We start from the raw sequence: 26,947 nt of genomic DNA on the forward strand, positions 1-26,947 counted from the left end.
GACGGACGGTCAGCGCGAGGCGAACTGGCTGCTGAACTCGCGCTCGCAGGATTCGGCGTCGCCCGGTTCCAGCGTCGCGTAAGGCTGGAAGGCAGGCAGCGCCTGTGCCAGCTGCTGCTGGGTGTCCAGCAGTGCCGGCAGGCGCCGGCAGATGCCGCGGACGCCCGGCTCGACGTGCTCCCTGACGGTCTTCTCGATCCGCCTTTCCAGGCTGCCGGTCATCGCGCCGACCATCAGGCTGAACAGCCCGCGGTCGACCGCATCGACCGCCGCCAGCGCGGTGCGCTCGCCGATGTCGATGCCGCTCTGCGCGATTTCGATGACCAGCCCGCGGTAGGCGAGCAGGTGCTGGCGCTGGCGGGCGTCGACCTCGACCTGGCGTCCGTCGATCAGGAAGTCGCCGGTCGGGGTGATCTCCGCCTTCGGCACGCTGTCGTCCTGTTTCCTGCGGCGTCCGTCCTTGCCGAAGCTCAGGCTGCTGCCCAGCGCCAGGTTGTCCGTTTCCAGCTCCCGCCTGGCCTGGGCCAGTTCGGTCCGGATCTCCTTGCGTGCGTCGACCATCTCGCGGCGGATCTCTGCATTGACGCCTTCGTCCCGCGGCGGTGCCGACCAGGCCGACAGTGGCATGCACAGGGCCAGTCCCAGTCCCACCAGAGGTGCGTACTTCATGAGCGTGTCTCCTTTGCGGGGCCAGGCGGGATCAGGCTTCGTCGCGCCAGCGGCGCAGGTAGATGGCGGCGGCGATGAAGGCCACGCCGACGGCGACGCCGATCCACAGGTCCAGGTTGGCGTAGATCTTCCAGCTGGTGGTCTGCTCGAGCACCATGCGGATCACTTCGCCGGGGTTCTCGATCTGGCGGTCGCCGACGTCGAACTGGCCCTGCAGCGCGGCCGGCGCCCAGGTGCCGGGGATGACGCTCATCAGGCCGCGGTAGACCACCACGTACCAGATGGTGCCGTGCGGAACGCTGATGCCCGGCATCGCGCCGACGATGCTGATGATCAGGCAGCCCAGGAACGGCAGCAGCACGGCCCACAGGAACGGCTTGCTGCGCACCCAGGCCGAGCAGAACATCAACCAGCCCACTGCCGGCAGCGACCACAGCACGCCGAGCGGAAGGGTGATCAGGGCATTGCCGAACACGCGCAACGGATGGGCGTGGGTGAAGATCGCAGCCGGCTCCGGGGCCCCGCTGGCGTACATCGCGACGCCGGCGACGATCCACAGCAGCAGGCCGAACGCCAGGCCGACCACGACCGAGATCACCGGCGCCAGCAGCGCCGCCCAGACCGCCTTGGACAGCACGGTCTGCGTGTCCGAGACCGGCAGCGACTTCCAGAACAGCGCGCTGCGGTCGCGGCGGTCGTCGTAGAGGCTGCCCAGTGCGTAGAAGAACACCACGAAGGCCAGGACGATGCCGGTCAGGCTGAATCCGGTCAGCAGGATGCCGTCGGCCGCCGCACCCACGTTGTGCGCGTAGCGGGCGAGGTCCTCGATGCCGGCCGGTGCATCGTCGGCGATGTTGTCGCGGACCTGGATCACGCCGATCACGGCCACCAGCACCGTGAAGAACAGCGCGATCCCGCAGCTGATCAGCTGCGCCCACAGGAACCCGCCGCGGTTCTCCCAGTACTCGCGGCGCAGCAGCCAGCCGAAGGTCTGCATCCAGCTGCGTGGAACGGTGGAGGTCATGGCGTTCATGCGTAGGTCCCCTTCATCAGTGCCACGAACAGGTCGGCCAGGCCGGGATTGCGGATCTCGCCGAGCGCGGCCAGCCGGTCGCGCGGGGCGTTGTCGAACAGCAGCACGGTCTTGCCGAACGGCAGGCTGCGTTCCTCGACCGGACCGAGCGCGCGGGCTTCTTCCAGCCGGTCGGCCGGCACCAGCACTTCGGCATAGCGTTCGGCCAGGTGTTCCATGTCGGCCGACAGCACGATCCGGCCGTCGCGGATGAACAGCACGTCGGTCAGGATGTGCTCGATCTCCTCGACCTGGTGGGTGGTCACCAGGATGGTCTTGTTCTCGTCGAAGTAGTCTTCCAGCAGGCGCTGGTAGAACTGCTTGCGGTACAGGATGTCCAGGCCCAGGGTCGGCTCGTCCAGCACCAGCAGACGCGCATCGATGGCCATCACCAAGGCCAGGTGCAGCTGCACGATCATGCCCTTGGACATCTCGCGCACACGCAGGCCGGGCTTGAGCTGGGTGTTGGCCAGGAAGCGCTCGCACTTGGCGCGGTCGAAGCGTGGATGGACGCCGGCGACGAAGTCGATCGCCTCGCGGACCCGGATCCAGCGCGGCAGCACCGCCACGTCGGCGATGAAGCAGACCTCGTTCATCAGCGCATCGCGCTGGGTACGCGGATCCATGCCCAGCACGCTCAACTCGCCATCGAACGGGGTCAGGCCGAGGATGGACTTCAGGGCGGTGGTCTTGCCCGCGCCGTTCGGGCCGATCAGGCCGACGATGCGGCCGGCGCCGATCTCGAAGTCGGCGCCGGCCACCGCCAGCTTGTTCTTGTAGGCCTTGCGCAGGCCACGGGCGGAGACGACGGAGTCGGTCGCGGCGTTCATTCAGTGTTTCCCCGTTGAATTGAGCAGGTCCTGGATCGTCAGGCCCAGCCGCTGGATGCGTTCGGCCACGGCCGGCCACTCGTCGTTGAGGAAGCGCTCGCGCTCGCTGCTGCGCAGCTGCTTGGACGCCTCCTCGGTGACGAACATGCCCAGGCCGCGCCGTTTCTCCACCAGGCCTTCGTCAGCCAGTTCCTGGTAGGCGCGGGAGACGGTGATCGGATTGAGCTGGTATTCGGCCGCGACCTGGCGGACCGAGGGCAGGGCTTCGCCCGGCTTGAGGATGCCGTCCAGCATCATGGCGATCACGCGCTCCTTCAGTTGTCGATAGATCGGAGCGCCGTCGCTCCACTGGATGTCGCTCATGTCAACCCCGAGTACGCAATGCATGCGCAAAGGAGAAATAGGGCATGGCGGAGGAAGCACGGAGCCTGCGCACGGGCCGCTCCGCGGCATCGCCCAGGTCGCTGTCGCCGCGTTCCGCGGCGGCCTCCTCCCGGCCATAATGGCCACGGAGTCCATCGTGGTCGGGCAGCGCTCGGCTGCCCCCCAGTACCAGCAGGGCAACGCCCGTCGCCAGCAGGCTGGAGCGAAGTGCGGGAGACATGCGAGTCATCGGCGTTTCCTGCTTTGGGTGACTGGTGTTGTATTCAACTATAACACCTAAACACATCCAGTCAACTGTCCAGCCACCCAACCAATGGCCTAGTCCCACAATCCCTCAGGAGCGCCCCGGATGAATTTCTTCAAGTGTCTGATCGTCATTGCGATTTCGGCCTCGGCGGCGATGCCGGCCGTCGCCGCCGGCCCGGCTGGCGTGCTGGACGGTATCCGCCTGCGGCCGCTGGCGGGCGATACGTCCGTGGATCTGGCCACGCGCCACAGGGGCCAGGTGCTGCTGGTGGTCAATACCGCGAGCAAGTGCGGCTTCACGCCCCAGTACGAAGGGCTGGAGGCGCTGCAGCAGCGCTTTGCCGGGAAAGGGTTTTCGGTGCTCGGCTTTCCGTCCAACGACTTCAAGGGCCAGGAGCCGGGCAGCGAAGCGGAGATCCAGGAGTTCTGCACGCTGACCTATGGGGTCAAGTTCCCGATGTACGAGAAGCTGCACGTGACCGGTGCGCAGACCGCGCCGCTGTACCAGCGGCTGCAGGCGGCGACCGGAACCGCGCCGGGCTGGAATTTCCACAAGTACCTGGTGGCACGGGACGGGCGCGTGGTCGGCAACTGGCCGAGCAAGGTCAAGCCCGATGATCCGGCGCTGGTGGCGGCGATCGAACGCGAGCTGAAGGCCCCCGCACCCGCGCGCTGAACCCGGCTGCGGCGCACATCGCCGCTCAGCCACGGACCGCCCTGGATCGGCCGCCGCATGCGACAATGCGGCGGTTCCGGCCAGGCCGGAGACGACGATCCAATTCCGGGAAGCAACAGATGAACAACCGCGTGCGTGGCGCGATGGCGTCGCTGATGATGGGAGCAAGCATGATGGCAGGAGTGGCTGTGGCACAGGACAAGACCGTACTTGCGACCGAGAAGGACAAGGTCAGCTACGCGATCGGCCTCGACGTGGCGCGCTCGTTCGAGCCGATCGCCCAGGACATCGACGTGGCCGCGCTCGAGCGCGCCGTCGGCAACGCGCTGGCCGGCAAGGAACCGCTGCAGTCCGAAGAGCAGGCCCGTGCGACCGATGCAGCGCTGCGTACCGCGCTGGCGGCCCGTTCTGGCCAGCGCGTGCCGGGCATGGCGCCTGGCAGCGAGCCGCAGGCGCCGTCCAAGGACCAGGTCGGTCTGCTGGTCGGCGACCGCATGGTCGGACCGTCGCTGCAGCCGCTGAAGGACGACATCGATCCGGCGGTGCTGTTCCAGGCCGTGCGCACCGCGCTGGCCAAGGGCACGCCGCTGCTGAACGAGCAGGAGGCCATGGCCACCCTGCAGGCGTTCATGACCCGCAAGCAGTCGGCGGTCGGCGACAAGAACCGCGCCGACGGTGCGGCGTTCCTGGCCGAGAACGGCAAGCAGAAGGGCGTGATCACCACGCCGTCGGGCCTGCAGTACCAGGTCCTGCGCGAGGGCAGCGGCCAGCGCCCGGTCGCCAGCGACACCGTGCGCGTGAACTACGAAGGCAAGCTGCTGGACGGCACCGTGTTCGACAGCTCCTACGCGCGTGGCGAGGCGATCGAGTTCGGCCTGGGCCAGGTCATCCGCGGCTGGACCGAAGGCGTGAGCCTGATGCCGGTCGGCGCGAAGTACCGCTTCTGGATCCCGTCCGACCTGGCCTACGGCCCGAACGGCGCGCCGGGCGGCAAGATCGGTCCGAACGCGACCCTGACCTTCGACGTCGAGCTGCTGGGCATCGCCCCGTAAGCAGGAGCAGGGCCGTGTCCGTGACGATGTCTTCCGGCCCGCAGCGGCGGTGGCGCGCGTGAGCGCCGCCACCGATCCGCTCGAGCTGCGCCTGGTCGAACTGGAAACCAGGCTCGCATTCCAGGAGCAGGCGCTCGGCGAGATGAGCGAGGCGCTGGCCGAGGCGCGGATGGAGCGCACCCGCAGCGATGCGTTGCTGCAGGCCGTGCTCGCCGATCTGCGTGGCCTGCGGGGCGCGCTGTATGCCGATTCCGGCGTCGAGCCGCCGCCGCCGCACTACTGAGTGCGGCGCTCCCGTCCTTTCAACGTTTCCGTGTTGTCCCGCTTCGTATGACCGATACCCTCCGCGATCAGCTGATGCACCTCGGCTTCAGGCCGGCCCCCAAGCCCGAGCGCAAGCCGGAGCGGCGGCCCGACGCGCGTCGTCCGGACGGCACCGGCAACAAGCGGCCGGGCGGGCAGGAGCGGAGTGGTCCGGGCGGCAAGCCCGGTCAGCCGCCAGCCGCGCAGGCGCGCGGTCCGCGCAAGGGTGGTGGCCGCGGTGCCGAGATGGACCTGGGCAAGGCCTTCGCCTTGCGCGCCGAGCAGGAAAAACGCGAGCGCATCGAGGCCGAGCAGCGCCGGCAGGAAGAGGCCCGGGTGCGCCGCGAGGCACGGGCAAAGCTCGACGAGCTGCTGAAGGGCAAGGCGCTGAACGACCCGGCCGCCGAGATCGCACGGCATTTCGATTACGGCGGCAAGATCAAGCGTGTCTACGTCACCGAGGCGCAGCTCAAGGCGCTCAACGCCGGCGAGCTGGGCGTGGTGCAGAGCAATGGTCGCTATCTGCTGGTGACTGCCGACATGCTGGCGCAGGCCGAGACGGTCTTCGCGGCGGCCGTGGCGCTCAAGGTCGATCCGGACGCGCCGGTCGAGCAGCCGGCCTATTCCGATCCCAGGTTCCAGGTGCCGGACGACCTGGTCTGGTGATCCGTGCGCCCGCCCTCCGGGCGGGCTGCGTCCGTGCTCTTGGCACGTGTCGCTTCGCCGGCTTTCATGGCTGATGCCTGCGGCTGCGTCCGCTTGCATGGCACCGGCAATGCCACATTCAATCCAGCCGCGTTGCCATGCGCCTGCACGCACCGGGGCACCGTTGTGCGCGCATGACCAGGGCGCACGCAGGGGCGGTGGCTGCCGCGGTCGCTCCAGCCGTCGATGGGCCTCCGGGACACGCCGCGATGGCGCGCCCCGGAAGTCATGCCTACTCGGCGTGCACCTGGTAGCCGGCGACCGGGCCGGCGACCTGCTGCCCCGCCTGCCAGACCGCTTCGATGCTGCGCGTGTTGCGGATGTCGGCCAGCGGATCGGCCGACAGCACGACGAAGTCGGCGCGCCTGCCGGCCGCGAGCACGCCGCGGTCGTCCAGGCCCAGCAGTGCCGCCGCATCGGCAGTGGCGGTGCGCAGGGCCTGCCGCGGGGTGAAGCCGGCCTGGATCATCAGTTCCAGTTCGCGATGCTCGGCCACGCCGATCACCCGCTGCGGCATCGCTCCCGAATCGGTGCCGAAACCGATCCGGACGCCGGCCTCGTGCAACGCCTTGAGGTTGGCCAGGTTGGTGGCCACGGCGCGGCGTGGCGCGTCGGCCTTGCCGAGCTGCTCGCGCCGCCAGCCGGGGTCGGCGATGCGAGCACGCATCGCCGGCGGCAGCGCATTGGCCACGAACGGATCCTGCAGCCATCCGGGATGTTCGGCATACAGGTAGTTCGCCTCGTCGATGTTGACCGTCGGCACGTACCAGGTGCCGTGCCGTTTCATCGCGGCGATGAATGCGGCATCGACAGGCCGGTCGCGCACGCCGTGGGCGATGATGTCCAGCCCGTGCGTGACCAGGTCGCGCGCCGGCTCGAGGTCGTGGATGTGTGCGGCGACCTTCAGTTCATGGCGGTGCGCCTCGTCGATCGCGGCGCGGTAGACCTCGGGCGTCATCGGCGGGAAGCGGCCGCCGAGGTCGTCGACCCACAGCTTGATCAGGTCGACGCCGGCCTCGGCCTGGCTGCGGACGGCGGCGCGCGCCGCCTCGGCCGTGGCCGGGCGCGGCATCGGATCCTGCTCCAGCCCCATGATCGCGGCCGGGGGTGCGCCTTGCGGTGCGCCGATCCCGGGCCCGGCACCGAGCAGTTGCGCGCCCAGGCGCGGCGCGTCGGACACCCGTGCGCGGATCGCGTAGAAATCGGGTCCGTTCATGCCCAGCGCGGTCACCGTGGTGATGCCGTAGGCCTGGAACTGGCGCAGGTCGCGCAGCACCACCTCCTGCGTGTAGAAGCGGTCGCCATGTTCGGTGCCGGAGGTGTTGCCCACGTGCGAATGGTCGCTGACCAGGCCTGGCACCAGATGGCATCCGGCGTAGCTGTGGCGCACGGCATCAGCGGGGATCTCGATCGTGCCGGCCGCGCCGATTGCCTGGATGACGCCATCGCGCAGCAGCATGGTCACCTGGCCCAGATCCTCGCGGCCATCGAACACGCGTGCGCCTTCGATCGCGATGGTCGTAGCGTGGGCGCCGCCGGACGGCAGCAGCGCAATGCCTGCGAGCAGCAGGGGCGGGAGCAGGCGGGCGTGGAGCCGCATCGATACCTCCATCGTTCAGCGGGATGTCGCCGGCAGGATAGCGGTGCGCGGATGACCGCAAGGTGGCGACGCTTGCCGGCGACCTGCGCGCGCCGCTAGCCTTGCGCCATGAACATCTCGCCGATCCGCCTGTTGATCCATGGAGCATCCGGCCGCATGGGCCAGGCATTGCTGCGCCTGGCCGCCGAGGCGCCCGCGCAGTGGCAGGTGGTCGCCGCGGTGAACCGGCGAGCGCCTGCGCAGCGCGTGGTGGAGGGTGTGGCGTTCTTCGCCGCGTCCGAGCTGTCGGCGGTGCCGCCGTTCGATGTCGCCATCGACTTCAGCCTGCCCGAGGGCTTCGATCCGGTGCTGGCGCTGTGCGTGCAGCGCGGCCGGCCGCTGGTGTCGGGAACCACCGGTCTGGAGCCGGCCCAGCGTGAGGCGCTGGCTGCGGCGGCGACGCGGATCCCGTTGCTGTGGGCCTCCAATTTCAGCGTAGGCGTGGCTGCCTTGACCGAGCTTGTCGAGCGCGCTGCCGGCGCGCTGCCGGGCTGGGACTGCGACATCGTCGAGTCGCACCACGTGCACAAGAAGGACGCGCCTTCCGGCACCGCCCTGAGCCTGGGCGAAGCCGCGCAGAGCGGCGGCGCGACCCCGCGGTACGCCAGCCTGCGCGCCGGCGACATCGTCGGCGAGCACCTGGTCCAGTTCGCCGGGCAGGGCGAGCGGATCGAGCTGGTGCACCGGGCGACCAGCCGCGACGTGTTCGCGCGCGGCGCGTTGCAGGCCGCGACCCGCCTGAACGGACGCGCCCCCGGCGCGCACACGCTGCGCGGGCTGCTGTTCGATCCTGCCTGAACGCATGAACGGCCGTTCCCTTTTCGGGGGCGCGCCGGTACAATTCTCGCTCGCCTGTACACCCACGCCCCGGACCGGAGAAAGACCGAGTCCGCGGTTTTTTGCAGCCCCGATCCGGGCAGCCGGAGCGGCGGTGGCGAAGCAGGGCTCCTCCATTCCAGGGCGAACGACGTGACCCATACCGCAATCCTTGTCCTCGAAGACGGCACCGTGTTCGAGGGCGATTCCGTAGGCGCCAGCGGCCTGTCCGTCGGCGAGGTGGTGTTCAACACCGCGATGACCGGCTACCAGGAAATCCTGACCGATCCCTCCTACGCCCGACAGCTGGTCACGTTGACCTATCCGCACATCGGCAACACCGGCTGCACCGACCAGGACGACGAGGCCGCACAGGTCTGGGCCTCGGGCCTGATCGTACGCGACGTGCCGCGCCGTCCCAGCAACTGGCGCAGCCAGGCCTCGCTGCAGGACTGGATGACCACGCGCGGCGTGGTCGGCATCGCCGGCATCGACACCCGCAAGCTGACCCGCATCCTGCGCGAGAAGGGCGCCCAGAACGGCGCGCTGCTGGCGGTCGAGCCAGGCCAGGTGCCGGACGTGGAGCAGGCGCTGGAAGCGGCGCGCAAGTTCCCCGGCCTGAAGGGCATGGACCTGGCCAAGGTCGTCTCGACCGACAAGGCCTATCCGTGGCGCGACGGCCAGCTGGACCTGGACGACAACGCCTTCGTCCAGGCCGAGCCGAAGTTCAAGGTCGTGGCCTACGACTACGGCGTGAAGCTCAACATCCTGCGCATGCTGGCCGAACGCGGCTGCGAGGTCACCGTGGTGCCGGCGCAGACCCCGGCGGCCGAGGTGCTGGCGATGCAGCCCGATGGCGTGTTCCTGTCCAATGGCCCGGGCGATCCGGCGCCGTGCGACTACGCGATCACCGCGATCCGCGAGTTCATCGCGAAGAAGATCCCGACCTTCGGCATCTGCCTGGGCCACCAGCTGCTGGCGCTGGCCGCCGGCGCGCAGACGGTCAAGATGGGCCATGGCCACCATGGCGCCAACCATCCGGTCCAGGACCTGGACAGCGGCCGGGTGATGATCACCTCGCAGAACCACGGATTCGCGGTCGACGAGACCTCGCTGCCGGCCAACGTGCGCGTGACCCATCGCTCGCTGTTCGACGGCACCAACCAGGGCATCGAGCTGACCGATGCGCCGGCCTTCAGCTTCCAGGGCCACCCGGAAGCCTCGCCGGGACCGCACGATGTGGCCCCGCTGTTCGACCGCTTCGTCGCCCTGATCGAGCGCGGCGCGTGAGGCGCAGGCTGCCTGCGCTGTGCGTGCTGCTGGCCGGCCTGGTGCCGGTGGCGCACGCGTCGGCGCAGGACGCACCCGCCGTGTCCGACGCGCAGATCGCGCGCATGGCCGAGCTGGTCGGGCAGACGCTGCCGCTGCACGTGGTGCTCGACGCGGTCGTCGCCGGCGACCCGCAGTGGCCGTTCCAGGACCGTCCCGAGGTGGTCGACGCCACGCAGCTGGCCTGCGTGCGCGGCGAGATGGGATCCACCCAGCTGGCCGCGCTGCTGGACAGGCGCGTGCGTACCTATGCGCGCAGCCATGCGGCGCGCATGCCGGGCGATATGGAACTGCTCGAAGGCGGCGGCGCGCGGCTGTTCTCGAAGATCATGCTGGCCGGCATGGCGACCCAGACCGACGGCATCGAGAGCGAAGCGCCCGAAGCACTGATCGCGCAGGCCACGCCGCAGGACTTCGCGGCGATGTTCGAACTGTTCCGCGACGCCCAGTACGGCCCGCTGCGCGAACTGCTCGGGTTTCCCGCGCACAGCATCGACATGGAGCAGGGCGAGGCGACCGGCCGCGCGGTCGGCGCCACCTTCCTGATCCCGATGATGATGGACGCCTTCACCCGCTGCCAGGTGCCGATGTCGGTCCTGACCGGCGCCGGCGCTGCCGGCGACGATGCACGGAAAAGCAAGACCAAGCCGGGCGGCAGCCACTGAGCGCGCCCGACGCCGCAGCCCCACTCCCTCCTGATCGACCGCGTGCGATCACCCCGGTCCACGCCGTACAGACGTAGAGAAGAACATGCCCAAGCGCACTGACATCAAGACCATCCTGATCATCGGCGCCGGTCCGATCGTCATCGGCCAGGCCTGCGAGTTCGACTATTCCGGCGCGCAGGCGTGCAAGGCGCTGCGCGACGAGGGCTATCGCGTGGTCCTGGTCAACTCCAATCCGGCCACGATCATGACCGACCCGGAAATGGCCGACGCGGTCTACATCGAGCCGATCAACTGGCAGACGGTCGAGAAGATCATCGCCAAGGAAAAGCCTGATGCCCTGCTGCCGACGATGGGCGGGCAGACCGCGCTGAACTGCGCGCTGGACCTGGCCGACAACGGCGTGCTGGAGAAGTACAACGTCGAACTGATCGGCGCCAAGCGCGAGGCCATCCGCATGGCCGAGGACCGCGAGCTGTTCCGCGTGGCGATGGGCGAGATCGGCCTGGAATGCCCGAAGGCGGCCGTCGCGCACACGCTGGAAGAGGCGCTGGAGATCCAGACCACGGTCGGCTATCCGACCATCATCCGCCCGAGCTTCACCCTGGGCGGCAGCGGCGGCGGCATCGCCTACAACCGCGAGGAACTGGTCGAGATCGTCAACCGCGGCCTGGAGCTGTCGCCGACCACCGAAGTGCTGGTGGAAGAGTCGGTGCTGGGCTGGAAGGAGTTCGAGATGGAAGTGGTCCGCGACACCGCGGACAACTGCATCATCGTCTGCTCGATCGAGAACCTCGATCCGATGGGCGTGCACACCGGCGACTCGATCACCGTCGCCCCGGCGCAGACCCTGACCGACAAGGAATACCAGCGCCTGCGCGATGCCTCGATCGCGGTGCTGCGCAAGATCGGCGTCGACACCGGCGGTTCCAACGTGCAGTTCGGCATCAGCCCGACCACCGGCCGCGTGGTCGTGATCGAGATGAACCCGCGCGTGTCGCGTTCCTCGGCCCTGGCCTCCAAGGCCACCGGCTTCCCGATCGCCAAGGTCGCGGCCAAACTGGCGGTCGGCTACACGCTCGACGAACTGAAGAACGAGATCACCGGCGGCCTGACCCCGGCCTCGTTTGAGCCGTCGATCGACTACGTCGTCACCAAGATCCCGCGCTTCGCGTTCGAGAAGTTCCCGCAGGCCGACGCGCGCCTGACCACCCAGATGAAGTCGGTGGGCGAGGTGATGGCGATGGGCCGCACCTTCCAGGAATCGATGCAGAAGGCGCTGCGCGGGCTGGAGACCGGCAAGGTCGGCTTCGACCCGACCGGCCTGGACCTGGCCAGCGAGGACGACCTGACCACGTTGCGCCGCGAGCTGAAGGCCCCCGGCCCGGAGCGGCTGTTCTACGTGGCCGATGCGTTCCGCGCCGGCATGAGCGTGGAGGACATCTACAACCTGTCCTTCATCGATCCGTGGTTCCTGGACCAGATCGAGGAGATCATCGCCGCCGAGACACAGCTGGCCGCCGACGGCATCGACGCGCTCGATGCCGCGCGCCTGCGCCGGCTCAAGCGCGCCGGTTTCTCCGATGCGCGCCTGGCCCAGCTGACCGGCACCAACGAGGCCGCCGTGCGTGCGCTGCGTCGTGCGCACAAGGTGCGCCCGGTCTACAAGCGCGTGGATTCCTGCGCGGCCGAGTTCGCCACCAGCACCGCCTACCTGTACTCGACCTACGAGGACGAGTGCGAGGCGCAGCCGAGCAACCGCGACAAGATCATGATCCTCGGCGGCGGTCCCAACCGCATCGGCCAGGGCATCGAGTTCGACTACTGCTGCGTGCATGCCGCGCTCGCCCTGCGCGAGGACGGCTACGAGACCATCATGGTCAACTGCAACCCGGAGACCGTGTCGACCGATTACGACACCTCCGACCGTCTGTACTTCGAGCCGCTGACGCTGGAAGACGTGCTGGAGATCGTCGAGCTCGAGCAGCCCAAGGGTGTGATCGTGCAGTACGGCGGCCAGACCCCGCTGAAGCTGGCGCGTGCGCTGGAAGCCAACGGCGTGCCGGTGATCGGCACCTCGCCGGACTCGATCGACCTGGCCGAGGACCGCGAGCGCTTCCAGCAGCTGGTCGACAAGCTCGGCCTGAAGCAGCCGCCGAACCGCATCGCCAAGAACGACCAGGAAGCGCTGCTGCTGGCGCGCGAGATCGGTTACCCGCTGGTGGTGCGCCCGAGCTACGTGCTGGGCGGCCGTGCGATGGAGATCGTGTACGGCGAATCCGACCTGGCCCGCTACGTGCGTGACGCGGTCAAGGTGTCGAACGATTCGCCGGTGCTGCTGGACCGCTTCCTCGACAACGCGGTCGAGGTCGACGTCGACCTGATCGCCGACGCCCAGGGCAACACCCTGATCGGCGGCGTGATGGAGCACATCGAAGAGGCCGGCGTGCATTCGGGCGACTCCTCGTGCTCGCTGCCGCCGTACTCGCTGTCGGTCGAAACCCAGGACGAGCTGCGCCGCCAGGTCATCGAGCTGGCCAAGGCGCTGAACGTGGTCGGCCTGATGAACACCCAGTTCGCGATCCAGGCCAACGACGACGGCGCCGACACCGTCTACCTGCTGGAAGTGAACCCGCGCGCCTCGCGCACCGTGCCGTTCGTGTCCAAGGCCACCGGCGTGGCGCTGGCCAAGATCGCGGCGCGCTGCATGGCCGGCAAGACCCTGGAAGAGCAGGGTGCGACGAAGGAAGTCGTGCCGGACTACTACTCGGTGAAGGAAGCGATCTTCCCGTTCGCCAAGTTCCAGGGCGTCGACCCGATCCTGGGCCCGGAGATGCGCTCCACCGGCGAGGTGATGGGCGTGGGCCGCACCTTCAGTGCCGCGTTCGCGCGCGCCCAGGAAGCCGGCGGCATCCGCGCCGCGCAGCCGGGCAAGGCGTTCGTCTCGGTGCGCGACCCGGACAAGAAGCGCGTGCTGCCGGTGGCCCAGGCCCTGGTCGAGCGTGGCTTCACCCTGGTCGCGACCCGCGGCACCGGCGCCTGGCTGCAGCAGCATGGCCTGGAATGCGAGATCGTCAACAAGGTGGTCGAAGGCCGTCCGCACATCGTCGACTCGATCAAGAACGGCGAGATCTCCTACATCGTGAACACGACCGAAGGCCGCGCGGCGATCTCCGACTCGTTCTCGATCCGCCGTGAGGCGCTGCAGCAGCGCGTCACGTACTCCACCACGATCGCCGGCGCCAAGGCGCTGGTCCAGTCGCTGGAATTCCGCGGCACCGGCCCGGTGTGGTCGCTGCAGGAACTGCACAAGGAGCTGCAGGCATGAGGGCACCGATGACGTTGAAGGGCGCGCAGCGCCTGCGCGAGGAGCTGGATCACCTGAAGGGCGTCAAGCGCCCCGAGGTGATCGCCGCGATCGCCGAGGCCCGCGGCCACGGCGATCTGAAGGAGAACGCCGAGTACCACGCCGCGCGCGAGCAGCAGGGTTTCATCGAAGGCCGCATCAAGCAGCTGGAAAGCGAGCTCTCACACGCCGACCTGATCGACGTGAGCAAGCTCAACGCCGGCAGCAAGGTGGTGTTCGGCGCGACCGTGACCCTGGCCGACGTCGAGACCGATGAAGAGGTCCGCTACCAGATCGTCGGCGACCTCGAGGCCGACATCAAGCAGGGGCTGATCGCGATCTCCTCGCCGGTGGCGCGTGCGCTGATCGGCAAGGAAGAGGGCGATGCGATCGTCATCGACGCGCCGGGCGGCAAGCGCGAGTACGAGATCGCCGGCGTGAGCTACGCCGGCTGACGCCGATGAGCCGCATGCTGTTGCTGCTGCCGGAGCGCGCGCGCCTGGCCGGCCCGCTGCCTGCGGTGGTGGCCACCGCGCTCGGCCGCGGCGCCCAGACCGGTGCCGCGGCCGGTACCCGCGCGCAGCTGCAACGTCATTTCCGCCTGCTGCCGGCGCACTGGCCGGTCGCGGCGCTGACCCGCCAGATGGATGCCGGCGACGCGGGCGACGCATGCTGGCTGCGTGCCGATCCCGCCTACGTCGCGCCGGAGATGAACGGTGCGCGGCTGCTCGGCTGGAGCGAAGGCCTGGGCGTGGATGCCGACGACGTGCGCGAGCTGCTGCCGGCGCTGCGTCCGCTGTTCGGCGATGCCGGCTTCGCGCTGGACTCGCCGCATCCGGCGCGCTGGTACCTGCGGCTGCCGGCGGGCACGGTGCTGCCGGCGCTGCCCGACCCGGGCGATGCGGTCGGCGCCGACCTGTTCGCGGCGATGCCGCAGGGCAGCGATCCGGCCGCCCGCCGCTGGCGTGCGCTGATGACCGAAGTGCAGGTGACCCTGCACCAGCACCCGCGCAACCGGGTGCGTGCGGCCGCCGGCCGGCCGGCGATCAACGCGCTCTGGTTCTGGGGTGCGGGACGCATGCCCGATGCGGTCGACAGCGACCTGCGCCATCTGCGCAGCCCCGATCCCACGCTGCGTGCGCTGGCCAACGCGGCCGGCGTGGCGCTGGACAGCGAAACCGGCAACGGCCGCGGCACCGGCGACAGCCTGGTCGACCTGCGCCATCTGCGCGGGGTCGAGCCGTTCGCGGGCCAGGCGCTGATGCCGCTGCTGGATGCGCTGGCGCGCGGCGAGATCGACCAGCTCCGTCTGGACTTCGAGGACGGCCTGCTGATCGACCTGCGCCAGGCGCAGCGACGCTGGCGGTTCTGGCGCCGTCCGTTGCCCGATCTGGGCGTCTGATGGCCGCCACGCGCATCGTCCGACGCGCCACGGTCGCGCCGGAAGGCCTGTGGCCGGAGTCCGTGCCGCCGCTGCTGCGGCGCATCTACGCCGCGCGCGGGGCCGCCTCGGCCGAGCTGGCACGGCCGCGTCTGGCCGGTCTGCTGCCGCCCGATGCGCTCAGCGGCATGGATGTCGCGGTCGACCTGTTGCGGCAGGCGATCGCCGACGACCGCCACATCCTGGTGATCGGCGACTTCGACTGCGACGGCGCCACGGCCTGCGCGGTCGGCGTGCGCGGCCTGCGCATGCTCGGTGCGCGACGCGTCTCGCACGCGGTGCCCAACCGCATGGTCCACGGTTACGGCCTGTCGCCGGCGCTGGTGGAGGAACTGGCCGCGCTGCAGCCGGACCTGCTGCTGACCGTCGACCACGGCATCGCCTGCCATGCCGGCATCGCCGCCGCGCGTGCGCGCGGCTGGCAGGTGGTGGTCACCGATCATCATCTGCCGGGGCCGTCGCTGCCGGACGCGCATGCCATCGTCAATCCGAACCTGGCCGGCGACGCATTCCCGAGCAAGGTGCTGGCCGGTGTCGGCGTGATCTTCTACCTGCTGCTCGCGCTGCGCCGGAGGCTTGAAGGTGATCCTTCGGATGGCGAGGATCGGACGGCGGCCGTCGATGGCCGCACGCCGCCACAGGCGCGCGCGGATCTCTCCTCGCTGCTGGACCTGGTCGCGGTGGGCACCATCGCCGACCTGGTGCCGCTGGATGCGAACAACCGCACCCTGGTCGCCGCCGGCCTGCGTCGGCTGCGCAGTGGCCAGGGCTGCGTCGGCCTGCATGCGCTGATCGCCGCCTGCGGCCGCGACGCCAGCCGCCTGAGCGCGGCCGACATCGGTTTCGCGATCGGTCCGCGGCTCAACGCGGCCGGGCGGCTGGAAGACATGGCGGTCGGCATCGCCTGCCTGCTCAGCGAGGATCGCGATGAAGCGTGTGAGCTGGCCGCACTGCTGGACCGGATCAACGCCGAGCGGCGCGCCGTGCAGCAGGACATGACCGATGCGGCCGAGGCCGCGATCGCCGCGGCGATGCTGGCCGACGGCCAGACCACGCCGCTGGCGCCGTGCCTGTTCGACCCGGACTGGCATCCGGGCGTGGTCGGCCTGGTCGCCTCGAAGATGAAGGAACGCCTGCACCGGCCGGTGCTGGCGTTCGCTCCGGCTGAACCGGGCAGCACGCTGCTGCGTGGCTCGGCGCGTTCGATTCCCGGATTCCACATCCGCGATGCGCTGGCGGCGGTGGACAGCGCCCATCCCGGCCTGATCCCGCGCTTCGGCGGGCATGCGATGGCCGCTGGCCTGAGCCTGGATCTGGCGCAACTGCCGGCGTTCGAACGGGCCTGGCAGGCGCATGCGGCCACTGCGCTGGACGCGACGCTGCTGCAGGCCGAACTGCTCAGCGACGGCGAACTGCTGCCGCGCGAGTTCGACCGCTTCCACGCCGAGGCGCTGCGCGATGGCGGCCCGTGGGGGCAGGGCTTCGCCGAGCCGCTGTTCGACGGGCACTTCGAAGTGCTGGACTGGCGCACCGTGGGCGAGCGCCACCTGAAACTGACCCTGCGCCATCCCGACCGGCGCGAGCCGCTGGCGGCCATCCACTTCGGCGGCTGGCGCGGCACGCCACCGGCACGGCTGCTGCACCTGGCCTACCGGCTGACACCGGACGATTACCGTGGCGGTGGTGCGATCCAGCTGGTGGTCGAGCACGCATTGCCGGCCTGAGCCGGCAGGCCGGTGCCAGGGGCGATGCCGGCACCAGCCATGCTTCCCGCCGGGTCAGTCGCGCAGCGCGTGCAGGGGCGGCGCGTCGTGCTCAGCGCACCACATCCGCCACCCGGGTGGGCAGCGACCAGGCGCCGCCGGCGGTGATGCCGCGGCACAGGCCGGTGGTCTCTTCGCTGGTCTGCACGAAGCCGCGTCCATCCCAGGTCCAAGCGGCGGTCCAGAAGCAGTCGCCGAGCCCGCGCCCCTTGTGCCCGGCGAACAGCTGGCCGTCCTCGTAGCCGACCGCATCCATGGTGACCAGCTCGGCCTGCCACGGCGCGCTGTCGCGCATCACCCAGTAGCCGGCGCCACCGTTGTAGGCGCCGGTCCAGCATCCGGTGGTGACCAGCACATGCTGCGCGTCCAGGCGCGCGGCCACTTCCAGGGGCTGGCCGCTGTATTCCGGCTCCAGCCCGTCGCAGGTCTGGTCCACGTCCAGGCTCGCGCGCAGGGCGTCGGCGACGGCCGGCAACGCCGCCAGCCCGGCGTCGTCGGGCCGCAGCGCGGGAACGGCGGCCGCGCGGACCTGCGGGACCGGCACGGCCGGCAGCACATCGCGCTCGTCGCGCGCGCCGCGGCGCACCAGCGCACCGGTGCTGCCGAGCCGCCCCTGGGCCTCGTCCATCTTCAGCAGCACGGCCGCGGCGCCGGCATCCGACAGCGGCCAGCGCGCCCGCTGGCCGTCGACGAAGACGATGCGGCTGTCGCGCAGCAGCGCGCTCCGCAACGCGTCGACCTGGGCCGGGCGCAGCGTGGTCAGTGCCGGATCGTCGGGGGCCGGCGCGGGCAGCGGCCCCAGGTCGCGGCCATCGATGTGCAGGTGGACCGGCGCCTGCGGCAGGGCCTCGTCGTACCAGTCGGCGAAGCGGACCTCGGCGGTGACCGGCTGGCCTGGCCCGGCCTTGCGGGTCAGCAGGACCGAGACGCCGCCAGCGTCCGATGCGTCGCCGCGGTCGGCCTCGGCGGTGTAGCCGGCGGCGCGACAGGTGCGGGTGTTGTCGCAGGCCAGCTGCCAGTCGCGATGCTCGAACTGCTGGCCGGCCGACGACGCCAGCGACGGCGTGGCCACCAGCAGCAGGCCCAGGGACAGTGGCGGCGACAGGCGTGGCATCGGCATCGGAAACCCGGTCGTTGGGGAGGACCGCCGCATCTTGCTGGGCCTGCCCGCGCACGTCCACCGTGGCAATGCGCGCGTCGTGGCCGCGCGCGAATGCACGGCGGCCCGGCCTGTGCACCTCGCGGCACGCGGCGCCGCGCTTGCGCTCTGCGTTGGGCGACGATGCGAGCCGGTCTGATCGCCGCACGACCATCTTCCGACGCGACACCCCGCGACGCGGCGCCGTGGCGCACGCAGACGATGCGCCTGCGTGCGCGGCTCAGAGCTGGGCGACCGCGTCCTCGAGGCTGCGTGCGCGCAGGCGCTCGCGGTCGCGCGGCTGGCTGGAGAACACGTCGACGATGCCACGCGCCGCCTCGGGGAACTCCAGCGCGGCTTCGGCGGTGGCGTCGTCGGGCAGGCGCGCGCCCCAGTAGGCGACCCAGGCGTCGCGGTGCTCCTTGGCCGCATACAGCGCACGGTCGGCCATGCGCATCGCGTAGTCCCAGCGCCGCGCGACGTGGCCCTCGGGCGCGTCGTCGAAGAACGGGATCGGCGCCAGTCCCAGCGAGACGGTCACCGGCCGTGGTTCTGCCCCCAGCTCCAGCGTGTAGGCCATCGACCGGCACAGGTGGCGCGCCATGACCTGGGCCTGGGCCGCGTCCAGGTCGGCGCAGGCGACCAGGAACTCCTCGCCGCCCCAGCGTGCGACCAGATCGCCCGGCCGGCAGGCGGCTTTCAGCCGCGCCGACATCACTTCCAGCACGTGGTCGCCGGCGTGGTGGCCATGGGTGTCGTTGATGCGCTTGAAGTGGTCGATGTCGATCAGGAAGAGCACGTGCCGGGTCTCGCCGCGGCCGCGCTGGGCGGCCAGCACGTTCAGAGCCTGGGTGGCGGCGTGACGGTTGGACAGGCCGGTCAGCAGGTCGCGTTCGCTGAGCTCGCGCAGCTGGCGGTGACGGTGGCGCTGCAGCAGGCCGAAGGCGACCGCGGCCACCGCCAGCAGCAGCGCCAGGGCGATGCCGACCAGGCGCAGCACGCGGGATTTTTCCTCGGCGAGCGAGCGGATGCGGTCCTCGTAACGCATCCGCTCGAGTTCGCGCTGCGAGGTCGCATCCTGGTTGCGGGCCTGCAGGTCGGCGAGCAGGTCCAGGCGTTGCTGGCGCAGCGCGTCGAGCTTCATCGCATGCATCCGGCCGGCGTGCAGCAGCGCCTGGTCGGTATGGCCCAGGAGGCGGTGCGCGTCGATCAGCGCCTGCAACGCCTGGTAGGTCTCCTGCGGGCTGTGCGCGGTGGTGGCCAGCGCGAACGCGCGCTGCGCGGTGCCCAGCGCCTGCTCCGGGTGGCCGGCCTCGGCCTGCAGCGTCGCCATCCGGGCCAGGGTCGCCGCTTCGCCGGCCGGATCGGGCAGCGACGCCTGGTCCTGGCGCAGCTGCTCCAGGGCCGCCAGGGTCCCGGGCACGCCGTGCTCGCGGCGCAGCATGAGCAGTGCGCTGCGCACGCGTTGGGCGATCAGCAGTTCGCCGCTGCTGGTGCTGGCGGCCGCGGCCTCCTCCAGTGCAGGCAGGGCGGCCGCGGGATCGTCCAGCCGCATCTGGTTGATCGCGAAGTTGTACAGGGCCGGCGCATTGACCCGGCCGATCGAGCGGCTCAGCTCGATCGCCTGGCGGAAGTGGCGGTCGGCGGCCTGCGGCGCGTCCAGATAGTCGGCGTGGATCAGGCCGATGTTGTTGAGCGTGCTGGCCTGGGCCAGCACCGCGTCGGTATCGCCGATGCCGGCGCCGACCGCCGCGGTCTGCGCATAGACCTGCTCGGCGCGGTAGATCTGGCCGGCGCCATGCAGGATCCGGCCCAGGTTGGACAGGGCCCGCATCCGGTACGGCGCCGGCAGCTCGGGGTGCGCCTCCAGGTCGGCGGCGATCCGGTCGGCCACGGCGACCGCCGCATCGCTGTCGCCGGCGAGGTTGGCGGCCACGCCCTGGCAGCTGAGCGCCTTGATCCGACGCTCGACGTCGAGCGGCTGCGCCAGCAGCGCCCGCGCCAGGGTGATGGCCTGCTGCGGATGGCTGCCGCGCAGCTCGAAGCAGCGGTCGATGCGCGCGTCCACGTCGCCGGGCGCTTCGACGTCCGCCGGGCCCGCATCGGTGCCGGTGCCGGCCTGCGACACGGACGCCGGCAGCAGCACCGATGCGAGGATCAGCGGCAGCGCACGCAACAGGGACGGGACGTGGCAGGGGCGCATCGTGGCGGGATGGCGGCGGGTGCCTGTGCCGATGCAAGAAGCGTGCCCCGGTGGCGCCCCGCAGACACCGCCCACCGATGCCGACGACGTCCCCCGCGCCATGGCAGGTCCGCCATCCTTGCGGATGGCCCCGCCGCCCGGACCGTCATCGGGCCGGTCCGGCAGGCGACGGCCGATCCAGCCGCAGCAGCCTGCAGGCCCCCGCCGTGGCGATGAACACCAGTGCCGTGCCCAGGCAGGCGAACAGCAGCGCCACCGGATGCCCGTCGTGCCAGTCACCGGCCTCGTACGCCAGGCCGGACAGCCACATCACGCCGTAGCCGAGCGCGAGCACGCAGACGCCACGCGCGATCCGCTGCCACCAGGTGCCGGGTGCGGGCGGCAGGCCATGCCGCTCGAACCAGGCGATGCACAGCAATGCCCCCACCACGTAACCGGCGCTGCCGGGCGGCGGCATGCCCAGCGCCAGCGACGCCACGACCAGCGCGGCGGCGATACCCGACATCGGCAGCCAGCGGCCGATGCCGGCCCCAGCCAGGCGGCGCATCCAGGCCGCGACCCACCACGCCACGCCCAGACCGAGCGCCAGTCCGCCAAGGACGTCGCCAAGAAAGTGGCGGTCCAGATGCATCCGCGACAGCCCCATCGCTACGGCAGCACCCACCGCCAGCACGATCCAGCGCCGGCGCCCGCCACCGAAACCCAGCGCCAGCGACAGCCCGAATGCCGCGGCCGCGCTGGTGTGGCCGCTGATGAAACCGAACGCCGGTTCCGGCCTGGCCCGGGCCGCGGCGATGGCCGCGTCCGAGGGCAGGGCGAAGAAGCCAGGCGCGCCGCCGTGTTCGACCAGATGGCGCCCGCTGCGGTTCTTGTCCAGCACGCGTGCGTCGACCTCGCTGGGTCGCGGCAGGCCGAACCGGCTTTGGCCAGGTCGGTGAGCGCGCCGGTCAGGGCCATCGCCAGCAGCAGCGCCAGCGCGGGCCGCAACTTGCCGGCGAAGGCCAGCAGCAGGATCGCCGGGGTGTACAGCCAGCCTTCGCCCAGCCAGCTCAGGGTGGTCATCAGGTCGAAGAACAGCCGGCCTTGAAGGCCTGCAGCCAGAGGATCGGTTCGACTTCAAACACTGGAGGTTCCTTGTGGGCGATGTGCGGTGACGACCGGGGCCGCGATCGGGCCCAGCCCGAACAGCGGACGCAGCCAGGACACGCGGCGGATCAGCTCGTAGCCGGCGAAGCACAGCGCGAAGGTGGCCAGCACCAGCAGCGGGCCCTCCAGCGACACCGGCAGCGCCGCGGGGCGGAGGGTGTACGCCAGGGTCACGGTGACGGTCTGGTGCAGGATGTAGACCGGAAATACAGCCGGCACCAGGTAGCGCAGCACCGGCCCGTCGCCCGGTGCGAGACGGCGGGCGAAGCCGAGTACGGCCACGATCGCCGCCCACTGGTCGATGCCCCAGACCAGGCGCATCGCCAGACGCAGTGCGTCCGGCGGCGTCGCATCGGCGAAGGTGCGGAAGTAGCCGATGATCCCGGCCCAGCTGGCCAGCCACAGCAGCAGCGCCGGCCAGCGCAGGCGCTCGATCGCGTCCCAGGCCGGCGCCTGCCGGGCGATCAGCACGCCGAGCAGGAACACGCCGAAGTACTGCACGTGGTTGTACCAGTCGCCGACCAGCGCGTGGGTGGAGGGAAAGGGGCCGACCAGCAGCCGGGCCAGGCCGAGCAGCAGCGCCGGCCAGACCAGCATGCCCCAGCCGCGCAGGCCCCGTTCCACGAGGCGGCGTCCGGCGTCCAGCAGCAGGGGAGCGAACCGCCACAGCGCCCACAGCACCAGGGTGTAGACCCACAGATAGGCGACGAACCAGAGATGGTTCCAGGTCGGGATGGTCAGGCAGTCGTTGGCGTCGCAGAAACTGCCGTCGGCCTGCAGGTAGCGGGCCCAGAACGCCAGGAAGCCGTCGTGGTACCCCCCGGGCAGCTGCTCCAAGACCTGGTAATAGGACTGCGGCGGCACGATCACCAGCATGCCGAACGCCAGCGGCAGCAGCAGTCGCCAGGAGCGCGCGCCGATGAAGCGTGCGCGCCGTCCTTCCGCCTTGGCCGCGCGGCCGGCCTTTTCGATCAGGAAGGCGGTGGCCACGCCCGAGACCAGGAACAGCAGCGACAGCCGCCACGGGCTGCTCAACAGCATCACCGGCTCCAGCGCGGTGACCGGCTGCGGACTGTTTACGTGCCAGGACCAGCTCACGTAGTACATGCCGACGTGGTACAGCACGAGCAGCCCGAAGGCGCAGACGCGGACCCAGTCCAGATCGTGGCGGCGTTGCATGGGGAGAACTCCAGTGGGAATGCCGGCACAGGCTGGCCACCGCGGCAGGCGTCTGCCAGCGCGAAGGGACCGCATGCGACGGTGTGGTGACCAGACGCGGAACGCGGTGACCGGTGGCGTACGCCGGGTGGCGCATCGCCCGCCCGGACGTGGCGGGCGGCCGCATCGGCGCGGTGCGGGCCAGGGACGAGCGGCGGGACCGCAGGGACGAAAAGCGGGCTGGTCCGGCCGCGTCAGCGGCAGACGGCCGGCGATGGTGCAGGAGCGGCGGGCAGGCGAGCGGTGGCCGATGCACGCTGCGGCAGCGGACCGCTCATCCGATGCTCCGTCGTGACCGATGGGATGGGAGCGGCAATGGCGCACTGGCTAGACTGGCGCGATGCACGACCGTCGCCACACCTTGTCGTACGAACGCTACCTGCCATGGAAACGCTGGTGCGAGATCGGCTTCTGGCTGCTGCTGCTGGGCGCCAACTGCATCGGCAATGGCCTCACCACGCTGATGGAGCTGCGGCGTGGCGAGTCCGGCATCCTCGCTTGGGAACCCTTCGTGTGGGAGGCCAGCAGTGCGCTGGTCTGGCTGCTTGTGATCCTGCCGGCCACGGCGTGGTTCACCGCCCGGTATCCGGTGCAGTGGGGCCAGTGGGGGCGGCAGCTGTCGCGCTATCTGGCGGCCAGCGTGGTGGTCTGCCTGGTCCACGTGCTGCTGATGGTCGCGCTGCGCAAGGCGGCCTACGCGACCCAGGGCATGGACTACGACTTCGGCCTGTGGCCGCGCGAACTGGCCTACGAATACCTGAAGGACGTCCGCGGCTTCGCCTACATCGTGCTGTTCATCGAGGTCTACCGCGCGCTGCTGCGGCGCTGGCAGGGCGAGGCCAGCCTGCTGGGCGAGCCGGACGAGGGCCCGCCGGTCGAGCCGGTCGAGCGGCCGGAGCGCTTCCTGGTACGCAAGCTCGGCCGCGAGTTCCTGGTCGCGGCCGACGACATCGAATGGCTGCAGGCGTCCGGCAACTACGTGAACCTGCGCGTGCGCGGCCACGACTACCCGCTGCGCAGCACCATCGCCGGGATCGAGGCGCGGCTGGACCCGCGCCGCTTCGCGCGGGTCCACCGCAGCTACATCGTCAACCTGGACCAGGTCGCCTCGATCGAGCCGGTCGACAGTGGCGAGGCCCGCCTGCACATGAAGGACGGCGGCACGGTGCCCTGCAGCCGCCGCTACCGGCAGGCGCTGCGCGGCCGGATCGACGGCGGCGAGTGAGCCGCACGCCGGCACGGAATGCCGGCGGCGCGTGGTCCCGTCATGCGCCGCGAGGCGCGCTGCCGCCGCGGCTCAGGGCAGCACCGGCTGCAGGCCCACGCCCAGCCGGTTCCAGGCGTTGATCACGGCCACGCCCATCGTCAGCTCGGCGATGCCCCGGTCGTCGAAGTGGGCGCGCAGCGCCTCATAGGTCGCATCAGCCGGCGCACCGGCGGGCAGCGTGGTCAGCTGCTCGGCCCAGGCCAGCGCCGCGCCTTCGCGGGCATCGAAGAAGCGGCTGTCGCGCCAGCCGGCGACGGTGTCCAGCTTGCGCTGCTCGACCCCGGCCTTGCGCAGCGCGGTGCTGTGCATGTCCAGGCAGAACGCGCAGCCGTTGATCTGCGACACCCGCAGGAACACCAGTTCCAGCAGCTCCTTGCCCAGCGAGCCGTCATGCACGGCCATGCTGGTGGCATACAGGCCCTTGAAGGCCTCGGGCAGATGCTTCGGATAGTCGACGCGGTGGAACGTCATGGTCATGGCAGTGCTTCCGTGACGGCCACGGTGGCCGCCTTCACTACCAGGACGGGGCAGCGACCGGATCCGTGACAGCGGTGGCGGCGGCGCCGAGTTTGTCCGGGTTGGCCACGGTCAGCAGCTCGAGAATGCGCTCGCCGTCGCTGACCGCGACCATCACGCCGAGCAGCACGCCTTCGCGGTAGCGCAGGATCGCCGGCTCGCCGTTGACCATGCCCATCCGCCATTCCAGCAGCGGGTCGTGGCGGCGCCAGACCGCCCAGAACAGGCGGCCGATGCGCTCGGCACCGAACAGCGGGCGCCGGACCGCGATCGCCTTGCCGCCGCCATCGGAGGTCAGGCGCGCGTCGGCATGCAGCAGCGCGCCGATCGCCTGGCGGTCGCCATCGCGCGCGGCCTGCATGAAACGCTCGAGCAGGCTGCGGTGCTTGTCGGGTCGCACCTCGAAGCGGGGCCGCCCGGCCTCCAGCCGCTGCTTCGCCCGGTGCACCATCTGCCGGCAGTTGGCCTCGCTCTGCTCCAGCAGCGCGGCGATCTGCGCGTAGTCGTAGTCGAAGGCCTCCCTCAGCAGCCAGGCGGCGCGTTCTTCCGGGCCGAGCCGTTCGAGCACGGCCAGGAAGGCCAGCGAGACCTGCTGGGTGCGTTCGGTCAGCTGCGCCGGCCCGGGGGCGTCGTCGATGCGCTCGGGTTCGGGCAGCCACGGGCCGATGTAGGTTTCGCGCTGGCTGCGCGCCGCGCGCAGCCGGTCGATGCCGAGCCGGGTGGTGGCGGTGACCAGCCAGGCTTCCGGGTCGCGGATGTCGGCGCGGTCGGCCTGGTGCCAGCGCAGCCAGGCGTCCTGGACCAGGTCCTCGGCGTCGCTGCGGCTGCCGAGCAGGCGATAGGCCAGCGCCGACAGGCGCGGACGGTGCTGCTGGAAGGTGTCGGTGGCGTTCATGACGTCCAGGACGGAACAGGGCGTGCCGCCGTGACAACCGGGGGCAGGGCGGTCACTTTGCCCTAAAATGGGCCGGTTCCCCCGCCAGCTCCCGAGCCAGCCGTGACTTCGATCAAGCAGGAAGACCTCGTCCAGTCCGTCGCCGACGCACTGCAGTACATCAGCTACTACCACCCGGTCGACTACATCAGGAGCCTGACCGCCGCCTACGAGCGCGAAGAGTCGCCGGCCGCCAAGGACGCGATGGCGCAGATCCTGATCAATTCGCGGATGTGCGCCGAAGGCCACCGCCCGATCTGCCAGGACACCGGCATCGTCACCGTGTTCCTGGAAGTGGGCATGGACGTGCGCTGGGAAGGCTTCACCGGCTCGCTGGAGGATGCGGTCAACGAAGGCGTGCGCCGCGCCTACAACCATCCGGACAACAAGCTGCGCGCCAGCGTGCTGGCCGACCCGGCCGGCAGGCGCCAGAACACGAAGGACAACACCCCGGCGGTCATCAACGTCAAGATCGTGCCCGGCAATACGCTGGACGTGATCGTCGCCGCCAAGGGCGGCGGCTCGGAGGCCAAGTCCAAGTTCGCGATGCTCAACCCGTCCGACTCGATCGTCGACTGGGTCCTCAAGACCGTGCCGACGATGGGCGCCGGCTGGTGCCCACCGGGCATGCTCGGCATCGGCATCGGCGGCACCGCCGAGAAGGCGATGCTGCTGGCCAAGGAATCGTTGATGGAGCACATCGACATCCAGGAGCTGATCGCGCGCGGCCCGTCCAACCGGATCGAGGAACTGCGCATCGAGCTGTACGAGAAGGTCAACGCGCTGGGCATCGGCGCGCAGGGCCTGGGTGGCCTGAGCACCGTGCTCGACATCAAGATCAAGGATTACCCGACCCACGCGGCCAACCTGCCGGTGGCGCTGATCCCCAACTGCGCGGCCACCCGCCATGCGCATTTCACGATGGACGGCAGCGGCCCGGTGTCGCTGGAACCGCCGTCGCTGGAAGACTGGCCGAAGCTGACCTACAACCCGCAGAACGCGCGCCGCGTCGACCTGGACACGATCACGCCGGAGCAGGTGACCACGTTCAAGCCGGGCGAGGTGCTGCTGCTCAACGGCAAGCTGCTGACCGGCCGCGACGCCGCGCACAAGCGCATGATCGACATGCTCAACAAGGGCGAGAAGCTCCCGGTCGATTTCACCAACCGCTTCATCTACTACGTCGGCCCGGTCGACCCGGTCGGCGACGAAGTGGTGGGCCCGGCGGGCCCGACCACCGCCACCCGCATGGACAAGTTCACCCGGCAGATGCTGGAGCAGACCGGCCTGCTCGGCATGGTCGGCAAATCCGAGCGCGGCGATGCGGCGATCGAGGCGATCCGCGACAACAAGGCGGTCTACCTGATGGCGGTGGGCGGCTCGGCCTATCTGGTGTCCAAGGCGATCAAGGCCAGCCGGGTGCTGGCGTTCGAGGACCTGGGCATGGAGGCGATCTACGAGTTCGAGGTCAAGGACATGCCGGTGACCGTCGCGGTCGATTCCAGCGGCGAGTCGGTGCACAAGACCGGCCCGCGCGAATGGCAGGCGAAGATCGGCAAGATCCCGGTGGTCGTCGTCTGACCGATGCA

Annotated in this window: 24 protein-coding genes; 13 read left to right on the forward strand and 11 right to left on the reverse strand. The window is 70.4% G+C overall.

The genetic code is table 11. The annotated features are described in order from the left end of the window. Window positions 1–9 precede the first annotated feature (9 nt). The 4 genes from IB242_RS10595 to IB242_RS10610 are packed head-to-tail and all read right to left on the reverse strand — an operon-like array spanning window position 10 to window position 2,934. Entirely contained in the window at window positions 10–669 is a 660-nt protein-coding gene (locus tag IB242_RS10595; RefSeq protein WP_192278933.1) for a hypothetical protein, read from the reverse strand. A 31-nt stretch (window positions 670–700) separates the two neighbouring features. Then, on the reverse strand, window positions 701–1,702 hold the full coding sequence (locus IB242_RS10600; RefSeq protein ID WP_192278935.1) for an ABC transporter permease: 1,002 nt from the start codon (window positions 1,700–1,702) through the stop codon (window positions 701–703). Continuing rightward, window positions 1,699–2,571: an ABC transporter ATP-binding protein gene (locus IB242_RS10605; protein ID WP_192278937.1), complete on the reverse strand. Its 873-nt coding sequence runs from the start codon at window positions 2,569–2,571 to the stop codon at window positions 1,699–1,701. Before IB242_RS10605 ends, IB242_RS10600 begins: the two co-directional genes overlap by 4 nt. After that, on the reverse strand, window positions 2,572–2,934 hold the full coding sequence (locus tag IB242_RS10610) for a GntR family transcriptional regulator (protein ID WP_192278939.1): 363 nt from the start codon (window positions 2,932–2,934) through the stop codon (window positions 2,572–2,574). A gap of 370 nt (window positions 2,935–3,304) precedes the next feature. On the opposite strand from IB242_RS10610, the gene IB242_RS10615 reads away from it, so the two are divergent. The 4 genes from IB242_RS10615 to IB242_RS10630 all read left to right on the forward strand — a co-directional run bounded on the left by IB242_RS10615 (window position 3,305) and on the right by IB242_RS10630 (window position 5,898). Beyond that, window positions 3,305–3,877 carry a glutathione peroxidase gene (locus tag IB242_RS10615; protein WP_192278941.1) on the forward strand — a complete coding sequence of 191 codons (573 nt, stop codon included), beginning with the start codon at window positions 3,305–3,307 and terminating at the stop codon, window positions 3,875–3,877. A gap of 119 nt (window positions 3,878–3,996) precedes the next feature. Beyond that, entirely contained in the window at window positions 3,997–4,929 is a 933-nt protein-coding gene (locus IB242_RS10620; RefSeq protein WP_192278943.1) for an FKBP-type peptidyl-prolyl cis-trans isomerase, read from the forward strand. A gap of 58 nt (window positions 4,930–4,987) precedes the next feature. After that, on the forward strand, window positions 4,988–5,212 hold the full coding sequence (locus IB242_RS10625) for a SlyX family protein (RefSeq protein ID WP_343237127.1): 225 nt from the start codon (window positions 4,988–4,990) through the stop codon (window positions 5,210–5,212). Between the two features lie 47 nt (window positions 5,213–5,259). Then, on the forward strand, window positions 5,260–5,898 hold the full coding sequence (locus IB242_RS10630) for a DUF2058 family protein (protein WP_192278947.1): 639 nt from the start codon (window positions 5,260–5,262) through the stop codon (window positions 5,896–5,898). Window positions 5,899–6,169: 271 nt separating this feature from the next. Here the strand turns inward: IB242_RS10630 and IB242_RS10635 are convergent, their stop codons facing one another. Then, window positions 6,170–7,537 carry an amidohydrolase family protein gene (locus IB242_RS10635; RefSeq protein ID WP_192278952.1) on the reverse strand — a complete coding sequence of 456 codons (1,368 nt, stop codon included), beginning with the start codon at window positions 7,535–7,537 and terminating at the stop codon, window positions 6,170–6,172. Between the two features lie 108 nt (window positions 7,538–7,645). Between IB242_RS10635 and dapB the strand changes: the two genes are divergently transcribed. The 7 genes from dapB (at window position 7,646) to recJ (ending at window position 16,897) form a co-directional block, all read left to right on the forward strand. Further along, on the forward strand, window positions 7,646–8,374 hold the full coding sequence (gene dapB, locus IB242_RS10640; RefSeq protein WP_192278954.1) for a 4-hydroxy-tetrahydrodipicolinate reductase: 729 nt from the start codon (window positions 7,646–7,648) through the stop codon (window positions 8,372–8,374). A gap of 171 nt (window positions 8,375–8,545) precedes the next feature. Beyond that, window positions 8,546–9,682 carry a glutamine-hydrolyzing carbamoyl-phosphate synthase small subunit gene (gene carA / locus IB242_RS10645; protein WP_192278964.1) on the forward strand — a complete coding sequence of 379 codons (1,137 nt, stop codon included), beginning with the start codon at window positions 8,546–8,548 and terminating at the stop codon, window positions 9,680–9,682. Continuing rightward, window positions 9,679–10,386, forward strand: a complete 708-nt coding sequence (locus IB242_RS10650) for a hypothetical protein (protein ID WP_192278966.1) — start codon at window positions 9,679–9,681, stop codon at window positions 10,384–10,386. Before carA ends, IB242_RS10650 begins: the two co-directional genes overlap by 4 nt. An 85-nt stretch (window positions 10,387–10,471) precedes the next feature. After that, window positions 10,472–13,714: a carbamoyl-phosphate synthase large subunit gene (gene carB / locus IB242_RS10655; RefSeq protein WP_192278975.1), complete on the forward strand. Its 3,243-nt coding sequence runs from the start codon at window positions 10,472–10,474 to the stop codon at window positions 13,712–13,714. After that, window positions 13,711–14,187, forward strand: coding sequence for a transcription elongation factor GreA (gene greA, locus IB242_RS10660; RefSeq protein WP_192278977.1), 477 nt, complete (start codon window positions 13,711–13,713; stop codon window positions 14,185–14,187). Before carB ends, greA begins: the two co-directional genes overlap by 4 nt. Window positions 14,188–14,192: 5 nt before the next feature. Then, the gene (locus IB242_RS10665) at window positions 14,193–15,134 is read left to right on the forward strand and encodes a phosphoglycerate mutase (protein ID WP_192278979.1); all 942 of its coding nucleotides are present in this window, start codon (window positions 14,193–14,195) and stop codon (window positions 15,132–15,134) included. After that, window positions 15,134–16,897, forward strand: a complete 1,764-nt coding sequence (gene recJ / locus IB242_RS10670; protein ID WP_192278981.1) for a single-stranded-DNA-specific exonuclease RecJ — start codon at window positions 15,134–15,136, stop codon at window positions 16,895–16,897. Before IB242_RS10665 ends, recJ begins: the two co-directional genes overlap by 1 nt. A gap of 91 nt (window positions 16,898–16,988) precedes the next feature. On the opposite strand, the gene IB242_RS10675 is transcribed toward recJ, so the two are convergent. The 4 genes from IB242_RS10675 to IB242_RS10690 form a co-directional block, all read right to left on the reverse strand. Next, window positions 16,989–18,056 (reverse strand): DUF1176 domain-containing protein, encoded by a 1,068-nt coding sequence (locus IB242_RS10675; RefSeq protein ID WP_225540391.1) that lies wholly within the window; start codon window positions 18,054–18,056, stop codon window positions 16,989–16,991. Window positions 18,057–18,315: 259 nt separating this feature from the next. Continuing rightward, the gene (locus IB242_RS10680) at window positions 18,316–20,277 is read right to left on the reverse strand and encodes a diguanylate cyclase (protein ID WP_192278989.1); all 1,962 of its coding nucleotides are present in this window, start codon (window positions 20,275–20,277) and stop codon (window positions 18,316–18,318) included. A 145-nt stretch (window positions 20,278–20,422) separates the two neighbouring features. Next, window positions 20,423–21,157 (reverse strand): phosphatase PAP2 family protein, encoded by a 735-nt coding sequence (locus IB242_RS10685; RefSeq protein WP_192278991.1) that lies wholly within the window; start codon window positions 21,155–21,157, stop codon window positions 20,423–20,425. A 236-nt stretch (window positions 21,158–21,393) separates the two neighbouring features. Next, entirely contained in the window at window positions 21,394–22,602 is a 1,209-nt protein-coding gene (locus IB242_RS10690) for an acyltransferase family protein (protein WP_192278993.1), read from the reverse strand. Between the two features lie 379 nt (window positions 22,603–22,981). Between IB242_RS10690 and IB242_RS10695 the strand changes: the two genes are divergently transcribed. Continuing rightward, window positions 22,982–23,866, forward strand: a complete 885-nt coding sequence (locus IB242_RS10695; protein ID WP_192278994.1) for a LytTR family DNA-binding domain-containing protein — start codon at window positions 22,982–22,984, stop codon at window positions 23,864–23,866. 72 nt (window positions 23,867–23,938) lie between these two features. On the opposite strand, the gene IB242_RS10700 is transcribed toward IB242_RS10695, so the two are convergent. Together IB242_RS10700 and IB242_RS10705 are read right to left on the reverse strand one after the other, a co-directional pair. Next, a complete protein-coding gene (locus IB242_RS10700) occupies window positions 23,939–24,379 on the reverse strand; it encodes a carboxymuconolactone decarboxylase family protein (protein ID WP_192279290.1) in 441 nt (146 codons plus the stop codon). Between the two features lie 43 nt (window positions 24,380–24,422). Next, window positions 24,423–25,319, reverse strand: coding sequence for an RNA polymerase sigma-70 factor (locus IB242_RS10705; RefSeq protein ID WP_192278996.1), 897 nt, complete (start codon window positions 25,317–25,319; stop codon window positions 24,423–24,425). A gap of 102 nt (window positions 25,320–25,421) precedes the next feature. Here IB242_RS10705 and IB242_RS10710 point away from each other — a divergent pair, with 102 nt between their 5' ends. Continuing rightward, complete coding sequence (locus tag IB242_RS10710) at window positions 25,422–26,939, forward strand: fumarate hydratase (RefSeq protein ID WP_192278998.1); 1,518 nt, start codon at window positions 25,422–25,424, stop codon at window positions 26,937–26,939. Window positions 26,940–26,947: the final 8 nt, after the last annotated feature.

The sequence above is a fragment of the Xanthomonas sp. XNM01 genome, assembly GCF_014851915.1.
In the GTDB taxonomy this organism is placed as follows: domain Bacteria; phylum Pseudomonadota; class Gammaproteobacteria; order Xanthomonadales; family Xanthomonadaceae; genus Pseudoxanthomonas.

Bases quoted from the DNA above. Each gene is read 5' to 3' on its own strand.
- IB242_RS10595 (WP_192278933.1), bottom strand. From the start codon at position 669: ATGAAGTACGCACCTCTGGTGGGACTGGGACTGGCCCTGTGCATGCCA.
- dapB (WP_192278954.1), top strand. From the start codon at position 7,646: ATGAACATCTCGCCGATCCGCCTGTTGATCCATGGAGCATCCGGCCGC.
- carB (WP_192278975.1), top strand. From the start codon at position 10,472: ATGCCCAAGCGCACTGACATCAAGACCATCCTGATCATCGGCGCCGGT.
- IB242_RS10690 (WP_192278993.1), bottom strand. From the start codon at position 22,602: ATGCAACGCCGCCACGATCTGGACTGGGTCCGCGTCTGCGCCTTCGGG.
- IB242_RS10705 (WP_192278996.1), bottom strand. From the start codon at position 25,319: ATGAACGCCACCGACACCTTCCAGCAGCACCGTCCGCGCCTGTCGGCG.
- recJ (WP_192278981.1), top strand. From the start codon at position 15,134: ATGGCCGCCACGCGCATCGTCCGACGCGCCACGGTCGCGCCGGAAGGC.
- IB242_RS10605 (WP_192278937.1), bottom strand. From the start codon at position 2,571: ATGAACGCCGCGACCGACTCCGTCGTCTCCGCCCGTGGCCTGCGCAAG.
- IB242_RS10620 (WP_192278943.1), top strand. From the start codon at position 3,997: ATGAACAACCGCGTGCGTGGCGCGATGGCGTCGCTGATGATGGGAGCA.
- IB242_RS10635 (WP_192278952.1), bottom strand. From the start codon at position 7,537: ATGCGGCTCCACGCCCGCCTGCTCCCGCCCCTGCTGCTCGCAGGCATT.
- IB242_RS10695 (WP_192278994.1), top strand. From the start codon at position 22,982: ATGCACGACCGTCGCCACACCTTGTCGTACGAACGCTACCTGCCATGG.
- IB242_RS10675 (WP_225540391.1), bottom strand. From the start codon at position 18,056: ATGCCGATGCCACGCCTGTCGCCGCCACTGTCCCTGGGCCTGCTGCTG.
- IB242_RS10600 (WP_192278935.1), bottom strand. From the start codon at position 1,702: ATGAACGCCATGACCTCCACCGTTCCACGCAGCTGGATGCAGACCTTC.
- IB242_RS10680 (WP_192278989.1), bottom strand. From the start codon at position 20,277: ATGCGCCCCTGCCACGTCCCGTCCCTGTTGCGTGCGCTGCCGCTGATC.
- IB242_RS10700 (WP_192279290.1), bottom strand. From the start codon at position 24,379: ATGACGTTCCACCGCGTCGACTATCCGAAGCATCTGCCCGAGGCCTTC.
- IB242_RS10665 (WP_192278979.1), top strand. From the start codon at position 14,193: ATGAGCCGCATGCTGTTGCTGCTGCCGGAGCGCGCGCGCCTGGCCGGC.
- IB242_RS10615 (WP_192278941.1), top strand. From the start codon at position 3,305: ATGAATTTCTTCAAGTGTCTGATCGTCATTGCGATTTCGGCCTCGGCG.
- greA (WP_192278977.1), top strand. From the start codon at position 13,711: ATGAGGGCACCGATGACGTTGAAGGGCGCGCAGCGCCTGCGCGAGGAG.
- IB242_RS10610 (WP_192278939.1), bottom strand. From the start codon at position 2,934: ATGAGCGACATCCAGTGGAGCGACGGCGCTCCGATCTATCGACAACTG.
- IB242_RS10630 (WP_192278947.1), top strand. From the start codon at position 5,260: ATGACCGATACCCTCCGCGATCAGCTGATGCACCTCGGCTTCAGGCCG.